Origin of the sequence: Giesbergeria anulus, assembly GCF_900111115.1 — a bacterium.
GTDB lineage: Bacteria > Pseudomonadota > Gammaproteobacteria > Burkholderiales > Burkholderiaceae_C > Simplicispira > Simplicispira anulus.
In genome coordinates, this window is sequence record NZ_FOGD01000003.1 from 263223 (window position 1) to 273778 (window position 10556).

General features: G+C 49.5%; 15 protein-coding genes and 1 pseudogene. 12 read left to right on the forward strand and 4 right to left on the reverse strand.

Translation table 11 applies throughout. The annotated features are described in order from the left end of the window. Positions 1–14: 14 nt before the first annotated feature. Positions 15–419: a DUF4124 domain-containing protein gene (locus tag BMX55_RS08140; RefSeq protein ID WP_143059598.1), complete on the reverse strand. Its 405-nt coding sequence runs from the start codon at positions 417–419 to the stop codon at positions 15–17. A 221-nt stretch (positions 420–640) separates the two neighbouring features. Between BMX55_RS08140 and BMX55_RS08145 the strand changes: the two genes are divergently transcribed. The 11 genes from BMX55_RS08145 (at position 641) to BMX55_RS08200 (ending at position 7662) form a co-directional block, all read left to right on the forward strand. Then, positions 641–1930: a replication initiation factor domain-containing protein gene (locus BMX55_RS08145; protein ID WP_091455624.1), complete on the forward strand. Its 1290-nt coding sequence runs from the start codon at positions 641–643 to the stop codon at positions 1928–1930. 12 nt (positions 1931–1942) lie between these two features. Continuing rightward, on the forward strand, positions 1943–2266 hold the full coding sequence (locus BMX55_RS08150) for a hypothetical protein (protein WP_091455627.1): 324 nt from the start codon (positions 1943–1945) through the stop codon (positions 2264–2266). A 1-nt stretch (position 2267) separates the two neighbouring features. Continuing rightward, complete coding sequence (locus tag BMX55_RS08155; protein WP_091455629.1) at positions 2268–2495, forward strand: hypothetical protein; 228 nt, start codon at positions 2268–2270, stop codon at positions 2493–2495. 11 nt (positions 2496–2506) lie between these two features. Beyond that, entirely contained in the window at positions 2507–2731 is a 225-nt protein-coding gene (locus BMX55_RS08160) for a hypothetical protein (protein ID WP_091455632.1), read from the forward strand. After that, a complete protein-coding gene (locus BMX55_RS08165) occupies positions 2728–2991 on the forward strand; it encodes a major capsid protein (RefSeq protein WP_091455636.1) in 264 nt (87 codons plus the stop codon). Before BMX55_RS08160 ends, BMX55_RS08165 begins: the two co-directional genes overlap by 4 nt. A gap of 139 nt (positions 2992–3130) precedes the next feature. Then, the gene (locus BMX55_RS16115; RefSeq protein WP_143059599.1) at positions 3131–4597 is read left to right on the forward strand and encodes a hypothetical protein; all 1467 of its coding nucleotides are present in this window, start codon (positions 3131–3133) and stop codon (positions 4595–4597) included. Between the two features lie 2 nt (positions 4598–4599). Next, positions 4600–4902, forward strand: a complete 303-nt coding sequence (locus BMX55_RS08180) for a DUF2523 domain-containing protein (protein WP_091455646.1) — start codon at positions 4600–4602, stop codon at positions 4900–4902. 2 nt (positions 4903–4904) lie between these two features. Further along, the gene (locus BMX55_RS08185; protein WP_091455650.1) at positions 4905–6101 is read left to right on the forward strand and encodes a zonular occludens toxin domain-containing protein; all 1197 of its coding nucleotides are present in this window, start codon (positions 4905–4907) and stop codon (positions 6099–6101) included. Between the two features lie 259 nt (positions 6102–6360). Next, on the forward strand, positions 6361–6936 hold the full coding sequence (locus BMX55_RS08190; RefSeq protein ID WP_091455653.1) for a recombinase family protein: 576 nt from the start codon (positions 6361–6363) through the stop codon (positions 6934–6936). A gap of 50 nt (positions 6937–6986) precedes the next feature. Then, entirely contained in the window at positions 6987–7358 is a 372-nt protein-coding gene (locus BMX55_RS08195; protein ID WP_091455761.1) for a type II toxin-antitoxin system RelE/ParE family toxin, read from the forward strand. Continuing rightward, positions 7351–7662 (forward strand): helix-turn-helix domain-containing protein, encoded by a 312-nt coding sequence (locus BMX55_RS08200; protein ID WP_091455657.1) that lies wholly within the window; start codon positions 7351–7353, stop codon positions 7660–7662. The genes BMX55_RS08195 and BMX55_RS08200 overlap by 8 nt, the downstream gene beginning before the upstream one ends. A gap of 177 nt (positions 7663–7839) precedes the next feature. On the opposite strand, the gene BMX55_RS16565 is transcribed toward BMX55_RS08200, so the two are convergent. The 3 genes and pseudogenes from BMX55_RS16565 to BMX55_RS08215 all read right to left on the reverse strand — a co-directional run. Continuing rightward, positions 7840–8007 (reverse strand): hypothetical protein, encoded by a 168-nt coding sequence (locus BMX55_RS16565; protein ID WP_218144469.1) that lies wholly within the window; start codon positions 8005–8007, stop codon positions 7840–7842. Between the two features lie 206 nt (positions 8008–8213). Next, complete coding sequence (locus BMX55_RS08205) at positions 8214–8675, reverse strand: DUF2726 domain-containing protein (RefSeq protein ID WP_091455660.1); 462 nt, start codon at positions 8673–8675, stop codon at positions 8214–8216. A 739-nt stretch (positions 8676–9414) separates the two neighbouring features. Then, a pseudogene (locus tag BMX55_RS08215) lies at positions 9415–9736 on the reverse strand (transposase); the annotation flags it as partial. 80 nt (positions 9737–9816) lie between these two features. Here BMX55_RS08215 and BMX55_RS08220 point away from each other — a divergent pair. Then, a partial coding sequence (locus tag BMX55_RS08220) for an RNA-guided endonuclease TnpB family protein (protein WP_091455764.1) occupies positions 9817–10556 on the forward strand: 740 nt, incomplete at its 3' end.

Sequence of the window (10556 nt, forward strand, 5' to 3'; positions counted from 1 at the left end):
CTCGCATTCATGTTTCAACATCTCAGATCGAAGTATCGCTTCCGCACTTGGTACAGCGTTGCCTCGTCCGCGTTCTTGGCATTGATTTTTGTGTCCAGCCAAGTGCACTCGAATTTGTCTTGCGCAGGCAGCTTCATTCTTCGTCGTTCGACCTTCATTTGCTCGTGGGTCAACCCGGTGAGCGGCATCACGGCGTTATCTATTCCTTTTATGAGATCTTCCTGCCGCGAGCGTGCGTTCGAAGTTCTCTTTCCGCTGAGGCTGTGCGCTCCCTCGGTCGGCAGTACATCTACCACTTTGGCGTTCATACAAGGTTCATCCGAGTACCCAATTTTTCCTTGGTACTCACACCGGTAGATCGGTTGCCCCAGCGCTGGAACATTTATCAACAACAGCAGAAAAAGTTGTGCAATTTTCATGGTTTGGTTGTCCATCAAGGTGCAGTGCAACAGACCGTACAAGTAGTCCGTACAGACAGCCGCCCGGCAGGCGTCAAGCGTAGCGTCACGCCTGCCGGGCGGCTGTCTTTGGGCTTGAGGTTTTCTGTCTTCGCACTGGCCTCCCCCTATGGTAATCACGGGAATCACGGGGAGAGATTAGGCATGGTCGTTGATCGCTCGTTTCTGCCGGGGGGTACAGCGTGACACGTCCTAATCCGCTCGTCCTTGATGGTTCTGAGGTGAAGTTGCGTTTGCAGGCTCAACGCCAGTTCACCGGCTCTCCTGTTCATGTTGACTGGTTGCGCTTTACTGTGCAGCTTCGTCATGCACCTGCGCCCTCTGCTGATGATCTGTTTCCTCTGCCCCCTCGTGCTGCTATGCCCGTTGGGCGTGACCTTGATTCTTGGTATGCCGAGAACATCAAAGACGGGTGTTATTGCCCTCGCTTTGTCAGTGACCAGCACTGGCAAGAAAAGCTCCTAGGCCTAAGCAAAGTTCTCAATAGCCTCCCTGATGCCGACTTTGCTGCCAGTGCTCAAGCCAAAGAACTAGCTACCCAAGTGGCGGCCTGTCTTGGCCATGAGTTCTCGCTGCATCCTGAAATGCTCAAGGGGCATGACTTCTATCGTTTCCGCTGGTCTATCGTGCGCAATGACAAAGAAGTTGCTTGGGTGGGCTTTCTTGCTTCTAGCACTTCCCCTCGGCAGAAGTCCCAAGCCAACACCATCCATGTCAACATCACTGGCACGGCTTGCACTTTTGCAGAACCTGTTTGGCCGTCCCGCATGGTCGAATTGATAGAAGAAACCAATGCCAAGATTACCCGCTGTGATCTTGCCCTTGATTTTTTTGATGGCATCTCTGGGGGATTACAACGGGTCAAGGCCGACTATGAAGCTGGGGCCATGAAAGTCCGGGGCAATCAGCCCAAATGCAACATGCTTGGCGTTTGGTTGGACTCTGGTGGTCATTCCCGTTCCTTCTACATTGGCTCGAAAGAGGCAGGCAAGCAAACCAACATCTACGAAAAGGGCCACCAGCTTTTCGGCCCCCAGGACACCAGCGCTTGGCAGCGTATTGAGCTGCGCTATGGCAACAAGCTCCGCGAACTCTCGCCTGACATGTTGCGCCGTCCGACTGACTTCTTCGCGGGTGCCTCTGACTGGCACGAAAAGCTCTTGAAGGAGCATGGCGATTTGGCCCCTGCTCCGTCTCCGGCATTGGTTAAACCTCGCCGCGCCTTGGAAACTGTCCGCGCCGAGGTCTCGCGCAATATTCGCTGGCTGCTCAACACGGCGGCACCTTCTGTGGCGCTTGCTTTTCATCATCTCGGTGATGAATTTTTAGAAATTGTCACCGGCAAATCGGCTCCGGGTCGTCTCCAGTCGTTTGCTCATTCTGAGGTGCAAAACGCCTACGCCTCGGCCTTCTCCCGTCTTTCTTCAGGCTCCCGCGCGGGCGGCGGGGCTGTGCCTGCTTTTGCCCCGTAACTAAGGTACACCATGAAATTTCAAAACATTGTTCTTTGCACTGGCATCAAAGAATCAAAGGGCGACTATGAGGGGCGGCCTTTTAGCTCTACCACCTTTCACCTGATCGTCGATGTGGCCGAAAACTCTAGCGGGCGCAGCATCGGTGCGGTCACTCGCCCCTTTAAATTCGGTGACGCTTCCGAGTTTGACAAGTGGGCGCATTTGGCTAAATCGTGGCCAGCTGCTGGCCTGCCTTGTATCGCTGACTTTGACATTGTGGCCGGTGCTGGCAATGACTCCAAGCTGACTTTGTTGGGCATTAAGCCTGCTCCCGCACCTGCTAAGGCTGCCTGATATGCCCCGGCTCCTTGTCCAGTCCATTGCTACCGGGCGTTTTCTCGTTCCAGCTTTAGAGTTCCCCTATTCTCCTGAATGGGTGATTTCTCTGCGTGAGACTGGAGGGGGCGTTTTGTCTGATTATGAGGTGGCTTGCGCTTTAGTCGAAGAATATTCAGAAATCGACGATATTTGTATTATCGTCGATTTAGATAAAATCGGAACTGTTAACGATTATCCAATATGACTATGTGAAACATGTTCTGCTTGAAACACGACGGCACAGCTTATCAAGAGGTCTCTTGTGACATTCCTGATGCGTTGATTGTCGTCAACCGGATAGAACTGGCCCAATTAAGCCCGTTATATTTGGATACCGAATCGGCAATGGCAATCTCTGGGGCCATGCTGATGATTATGGCGGTGGCGTTTGTGCTTCGCCAAGTCCGTAAATACCTAGAAACTGAGAAAGAAGAATCATGAACCTCGTCAACGTTGTGAAACGCCGTGTCCAGTCTGCAATGGACTCTGTTCGGGCTACCGCTCTGGCATTCCGTCTGTTTTTTCTGGGCTTGATTGGCTTATCTCTGTCCACTGGTGCCAATGCGGCAGCACTGATTGACACTTCTGCTGTGGTATCTGCTATTTCGGAAGGTGTCACGATTATCTCTGCAATTGGTGTTGCTATTTTGTCTCTCGTGGTGGTAATTAAGCTGTTCAAATGGGTTCAGCGCGTTCTGTAAAAGTCCGTGCTTTTTAAGGGGGCTGCTTCTTTTGGGGTAGCCCCTTTTTATTTTCTAGGAGATTATTATGGGTTTTTGGGTTGTCATTGCTTTATTTTCGGCGGGTTTAATTTTGTTTTGGCCTTGATTTGGAGGCGGCATGGCTTATGTTTACCGCTTAATTGTTTTTATATTTTTTCTTTTTTCTTTACTTAATATTTCCCATGCTGCTCTTCCAAAAGTTAAAGTTTGGACTTGGAGTTTAAACGGCTTGTCTTCTTCAGTTACTTACTCTTCATATAATGCTGCTTGCCGTGGTGTTTTTGATGCTTTTGTTTCTCAAGCTGGCGGTGGTAGTTATGAAAATGAGGTCGTTGCTGGCCCATACTGCCGGGCTTGGAAAATTGTTGGTGGAGAGCGTTATTCTAATCAATTGCTTTTTCCTGTTGCAGTTATGTCTTGTCCTGAGAATTCTACGGCTTCCGGTTCCGATTGTATTTGTAGCGCAGGATTTGAAGAAAAAGACGGTGCTTGTAAGTCACCAGAGCTTCCAAAAGATCCAAAATGCGGCTCTTTAGCAGATATGCCTTTAGGCTTAAATGATTATGGTGCTAGTTTTGGAAATAAATCAATCGACTGGGCTAAGAATCAAGTTGGCAAACCCGCTAATTCTTGTTTTGCTGGTGGTTGTCAAGTCACTGGCGATGTTACTGGTTGCATGAGTGGAGGTACTGCTTCTACATATTGCAAAATGTCAAATCCTAAATTTACGGGTGAATCTTGTATTGAGTCCGATACATCGGGCGATAAAGATAAATGCCAAGATGGTTATTCGGCTAGTAAACATGTTCCCGGTGTTTGTGTGCCTGACGCTGATAAACCTGACCCAAGTAAGGACAATAATGGTGATGGCAAACCAGATGATGCCGATGGTCTTTGTCCTGATAAAACTGACCCTACTAAGCGTGTCCCTTGTGAGGGTAAAAAATCTAATTGTTCAGTTGGGCTTTGTGAAAGTAAATTTGCGCCTGATCTTTGTATTCCTTGCGATACTAATGTTGATAAAAGCACAGGTGCAGGTACAAAAACTAGTACTACTTGTAATGGTTCTAGCTGTACTACTACCAAAGAAGATGGTACGAAAGAAGAAAAACCAAAGGAACAATTTTGCGCGGAAAATCCTAAATCACCACTTTGCATAGTAAATAAATGGGGCGGAGGTTCTTGTGCTTCTGGAAATTTTAGCTGTGACGGTGATGCAATCATGTGTGCTGTCGCTAGAGAACAGCACCTTAATAATTGCAAAATCTCTAAATTATTTGAATCTGATAATGATTCTGCTAGTTTATTTAATAAAGCTGCCGCTGGTACTGATGAATTTTCTCCGGATAAAATGAAATCACAGGCGCAGCAAATTACCGTTTCTTCTTTCGATCAATCTGGTTTTGGCTGGTCTCATTCTTGTCCTGCTGACCCTTCTTTTAATCTTCCTTTTGCTCACGCTGAATTCTCCATCCCTTTCAGCAAAATTTGTCCTTTGCTTGCTATCTTATCTAATGCGGGTGTTGGTATTACTTTGCTTGGTTCTCTGGTTTGGGTTTTAGGTGGTCGTAATAATAGGGGTTAATAATGCCTTGGATTCTTTCCACTTTGCTCGGTGGTCTTTTACAGATTGCGAGTAGTCTTGTTGGTCGAGTTTTAATTGCTTTGGGTTTTGGTTTTGTTGAATATATTGGCGTTTCTGCTTTAGTGGATTCCGTTAAAACTCAAGCCACTTCTTTAATTAATTCGGTGGGCGCTTCTACTCTTGCGGATTGGGCTGGATTTTTTCGTATTGATGTTCATATTTCTATTGTAATTAGTGCCATCGGGGTTAAGCTGGTCTTAAACTCATTGACTGGCGATAAAGTTCGTAAATTAATTCAAAAATAAATATGCCTATTAATTTTGTCACTGGTTTGCCACGTACTGGTAAAACTTTATTCACTTTTATACAAGTTATTGATCGTGCGAAAAAAGAAAATCGCCCGGTTTATTATTGCAACATTCCAGAAGTTACTATTCCGGGATGGATAGAAATTGATCATCCAGATAAATGGATGGAGTGCCCCAACGATTCCATTATTATTGTCGATGAGTTGCAGGATTTTTGGGGCGATGCAAGTCCGGGCGCTAAAGTTCCATTGCCAATTTTGGAATTATCAAAACACGGCAAGCGCGGCATTGATTTTTATTTTATCACCCAAGACCCCACACTGGTGCATAAAACTCCGCGCAAATTGTGTGAGACTCATTGGAATGTCATTCGCGCTTTTGGCACAGAAAAAGCAATGGCTCACAAGTTTAGCCGTATGCAGACTGATCCAGAAAAAGTTAAAAATAAAGCAGATAAATACCCTTGGTCATATCCGAAGGAAGCATTCGGAAAAAAGGATAAAGCTGGAAATTGGATTACTAAACCTTGGTACAAAAGCGCCGACGTGCATAATATCAGGCGTCAAATACCTCTTAAATTAATAGCTATTCCAGGTGGCATATTAGTTGCTGGTTTAGCTGTTTGGATTGCTTTTTCATTTTTCGGTAATTTTGTTGAAAATGCTAAAAATCCAACGGGTGCAAAATCTGCCGTTGGTGCAAAGCCTGCTTCTGCTGCGTCGGGTGCAAACGTGCCCACTATTGCAAAGCCTGCTTCTGCCGAAGAATACGTTTTGGCTCGCTTGCCTCGGCTTCCGAGTTTTCCGCACACTGCCCCGGTTTACGATGAAGTCACTAAACCCACCCACGCACCTTATCCAGCTGCGTGTGTTCAGTCTGCAAGCGTCTGTAAGTGCTACACGCAACAAGGCACTTTGCTTCGTGTTGAAGTATCGGTTTGTGCCCGTATCGTTGCTGAGGGCTTTTTCATTGACTGGGACGCTGGGCGTGGTCAGCAACAGCAAGCACACGCCCCTGCGCCGCACCAAACAGCCCCTACACAGGAGGCCCATCAGGTGCAGTCTATGCCCGCCCCTCTACTGGTGGCGTCGGCCCCGTCTGTACCGGCTCCAGCTCTACCAGCTCCGTCGAAAAATTTGGGCTATCTCGAATCACTGCGCCTGCGTAATGCCGAAGTCCGTAGCGTTCTGCGGTAAGCCCTACTGGGGGTATGGGGGCTGTAGCCCCCATGGTTACGGTGCGTTTTTGCTGCGCTGTGTTTGCACTGTACATGCAGCATCCTGCCCGTCGCTTCGCCCCGGCCTTGGCGCGCGGGGCGCTGGTTTCACTTTGTCACTACTCGTCCCCCGTCGCCCTGATAAACATGGCTTTTAGCAGGGGCGGGCGTGGTGGCCCTGTCTCTGTTTTTTGGGCATCCGCTTGTGATGCCCGCTGCCCTCTCTGTGAGAGAGCAACATGATTTACGGTTATGCCCGGGTTTCTACAGTCCATCAAGACACCCACTTGCAAATTGACGCCCTGACTCGTGCAGGGGCCACCTTTATCGTTGAAGAAAAAACCTCCTCGGTCGGGGCGCGGCGCGAACTCAACCGCCTTCTGTCCCGGCTCCATCGTGGCGACTGCGTGCTGGTTTACAAGCTGGATCGATTTGCCCGCAGCTTGATTGATCTGCTCAAAATCATTGACCGCATCGAATCAGCAGGCGCGACATTTCGCAGCATCACTGAATCAATTGACACCTCAACCCCAGCAGGTCGGATGATGATGCAGATGCTGGGTGCGTTTGCCGAATTTGAGCGCGGCATCATCCGTGAGCGCAGCATTGCGGGCCAGCAGGCTGCACGCGATAGGGGCCACCTGCCGGGCCGCCCCCGTACTTTGACGTTTGACCAAGAGCGCGAACTGGTAGCGCTCTACCAGTCTGGCGCTCACACGTTCAAGGGGCTTGCTACCCGCTATGGGGTGTCGATTTCTGTAGTCAAGCGGTCGGTGTATCGCGTCACCAAGCCCTGCTCTAGCAGTTTGAAATGATCTAACGGTGTCAAAATATGCACTTGAAAGAATACTCATTAGGGGGAATAATGTCCGGTAAGTGGGAAGTGGAATACACCGATGAGCTTGGTCAGTGGTGGGCTGACCTGACCGAAGCGGAACAGGAATCCATTGATGCATCGGTTCGGCTTTTAGAAGAGAAGGGGCCGAATCTTGGGTTCCCCCATACGTCTGGAATTGAGAGGTCAAGGCACTCTCATATGCGTGAATTGCGGGTACAGCATGAAGGTCGGCCCTATCGGGTTCTCTATGCGTTTGACCCGCGCCGTAGTGCCATCCTCTTGCTAGGTGGTGACAAAACTGGCAATGACCGCTGGTATGAAGTTCATGTTCCGATAGCTGACAAGCTGTATGACACGCACATCGAAATTTTGAGAAAGGAAGGGCAGATCAATGGCTAAGAAGTTCAGCGAATTGCGCACCAAAATGTCACCAGAGGCCCAAGCTCGTGCTGCTGCACGCGCTGAGGCCATGCTGGTGGAAATGCAACTCCAAGAGCTGCGCAAAGCCCGCAAGGTGACACAGGTGGAAGTAGCCAAGGCCATGAGTGTGGAACAGGCCACGGTTTCCAAGTTGGAGCACCGGGACGACATGTATGTCAGCACACTGAGGGAGTACGTCAAAGCCCTTGGGGGCGAGTTGAAGCTGGTTGCCTCGTTTCCTGATGCAGACATTCAGGTGCATCCGTTCGAGTTAGCCCATTGAAGGAGCTACTCACAGGCAAAAAAAAGCCGGGTGAACCCGGCACTTTGGTCTAGTCATCTTGGTTCGAAACCTTGGCTAGTTGTCCTTGTAAACGCTGTACCAACGGAAAATTGGCATGAATTTGTTCGTCGCCGATGCGTTCGTTTCCGCCAATTTGCATCAGCCCCTAGCTCATCGCTAGGGGCTTTTTGCTTTGGTGCCCACTGTCTTAGCACGCGGCAAAGCAGCCTCGCTGCCCATATTTTTCTGTGGCTTGCTCCAAAAGCGAAATTTCTTGTTGCATAGCTGTTGTCTTTTTGGCATCAAGTTTTGTAGCCAGAGCTCTACACCTACAGGGGCTGCCATGCACTATCCGGAAAGCTTAAAACTGCTTCGCGCTGAGTCTTCTTCGTTTGTGTGCCATCTGTGCCACCCTGTACGTCATTTTTCGGCCCTGAATGCCTACCGCCTCCAACAAGCCTTTCTCGGCATTGAGCGGGTGCCACCTCGCAGCCCTGGTCAGCCACATAAGCAGCACTCTGCATCTCAACAACAGTGGGGCGTTTGATGGTTTATCTAAAGTCCATTGCCACCTGCTCAATGTCTGGGATGCCCCGGTACCGTAGCACCCGGTATCCAGCATCCTTTAGCAGTTTGTCTCGGTTAGCGTCTTGTGCTTCTCGTCCGTCGTGGCTGCTGTCGTCCAGTTCAATCACTGCCAGCACCTTGAACGATTTATCGCAGATCACGAAATCGGCGCGCTTGCGGTCAAAGGTGTTGCGTGCTCCTCGTGATTTGGCTGTTAGCAGTGCCCCAAAGGACACCTGCGATAGCACGATCAAGGTAGGCAATGCACTTTGCAAGCGGAAGAACATCGCTTGTTCGTTCTTGGTCAATGGTGGACAAGCCCTTGGCTTTTCTCCTTCGATGGCCTTATCGGGTATCTCCTTTGGCCCTTGCTGCTTTTTTGAGAGTGCTGCTATGACAACAACAGCAATGACCAACACTATCAACACCAGCATGATGGTTTGCATTTCTTTTTCCTTTCTGGGGGGCGGTTCTGCCGCAGATTGTGCTGCTGTTGCAGCCACAGGGGGGGCTGTTTGAACTTCGCACAGTCTCTCCGTCCTGTAACACGGGAGAAAGTTCTAACGTTCAGGATCAGGGTGTCTTGCGCTTCGAACGCTCCATCAAGCTCTTTGCACATCATAGTTCTTTGCCGTCGTCTATCGGTTGCGCTGTTATGGAAAGGTTTTCAATTATCTTTATGATATTGGTGCAAATTAAGAAGAATTGATAGAAGATGTTAACGTTATTAGATTAAATCGTCGGGTTAATTTATCCAGTGTGGTGTCTGGCGTGTCGAGGGGTGTCTTTAATCATTGTTTAATAGTTTAAAAATGGATAAAATAAAAATCACAGGATACGAAAATTGTGCTGGTCTTGGAAAAGCGTCTGACAAGGCTTATGCCATCGGTCAATTGCATACTCTCGCACCTCTTATTGAGTCATTTCCTGAGGGTGGGATTTGTCGTGGGGGATAGATCCTAATTGCCAATGGTTGCTTCCTCTTGTATAGAGAATTAAGCGTATTCAATCTTCATTATTATCAGAATTTTATATTCAGGAAGTTATGATTTTTCTTGCAAGCGAGAACAGCAAGTTCGTGACATAGCGCGTGTTATCAACTCCCAGCGGTAGAAAATATCCGGGTCGTCGATAGCAGGATCAGAACTGCAAAGTGCATTCATCCAGAATTAAGGCGCTGGGCTAGCCTTGTCTATCTTGGGCGACACGAATGATGGAGCGCAGATCCGAGGCCATCGCTTCAAAACAACCTGCCTGCAGCCAGCGGCGTATTTGTTGGTACACCGCTTCCCAAGGGGGTAGATCGTTGGGTAGCATGCATCAAGTTGTCCCGGCACGCACTAGCCAGCGCAGGGCATTACAGACTTTTCGCATAGATCGTGGTAACGCTGGGGGCGTTGGTGCCAATCAATGCCAAGTAGGGTTGGGTGAAATTCCATTTTTCACCACTGACATCAGTGGGGTAGGTCTTGCACTCACTAAGTGCGCGGCAAGCCTCGGGGTTCAGCCCGAGTTTGAGAGCGCGGATGCCGTAGGCATCCTCATGGGTGTTTGCTACTCTTGGATGTCCAATTGATAATGCACAGCATGGACTGCACCAAAACCCTGCGCCTACGCATCAAAGACAAACATGCCCGCGTGTTGTCTGCGATGGCGCGTGAGGTCAACCAAGTCTGGAACTTCTGCAATGAAACCAGCCACCGTGCCATCCGTGAGCGCCACCAGTTTCTCAGTGGCTACGACCTGCAAAAGCTAACCAACGGTTTCAGTAAGTGCGATGGGGTACAAATCGGTTCGCCCACCGTGCAGCAAGTGTGTGAAGACTACGCCAAGGCCCGCAGGCAGTTCAAAAAGGCCAAACTGCGCTGGAGAGTCTCCAACCCCCAAAACAGCAAATACAGCTTGGGCTGGATTCCGTTCAAAGCGCGGGCCTTGCAATACAAGGCAGGGCAGGTCGCCTTTGCGGGCCAGAAATTGAGCCTCTGGGACAGCTACGGATTGGCAGACCATGAGCTACGCTCGGGCAGTTTTAGTCAAGACAACCGGGGGCGTTGGTATCTCAATATCGTAGTCAAGGCGCAAGCGAAGCCCATAGCGGCAACGGCCAGTGTGGGTATTGACTTGGGCCTGAAAGAAGCGGCGGTAGCCTCTACGGGCGAACGCATCGAAGGGCATTTTTATCGCAAGCTCGAATGCCAACTCGGTATTGCACAGCGGGCAAAGAAGAAAAAGCGTGTCAAAGCCATCCACGCAAAAATTGCCAATCAGCGCAAAGACCTACTGCACCAGTTCAGTACGCAATTGGTCAAAAACAACGCTGCCATCTT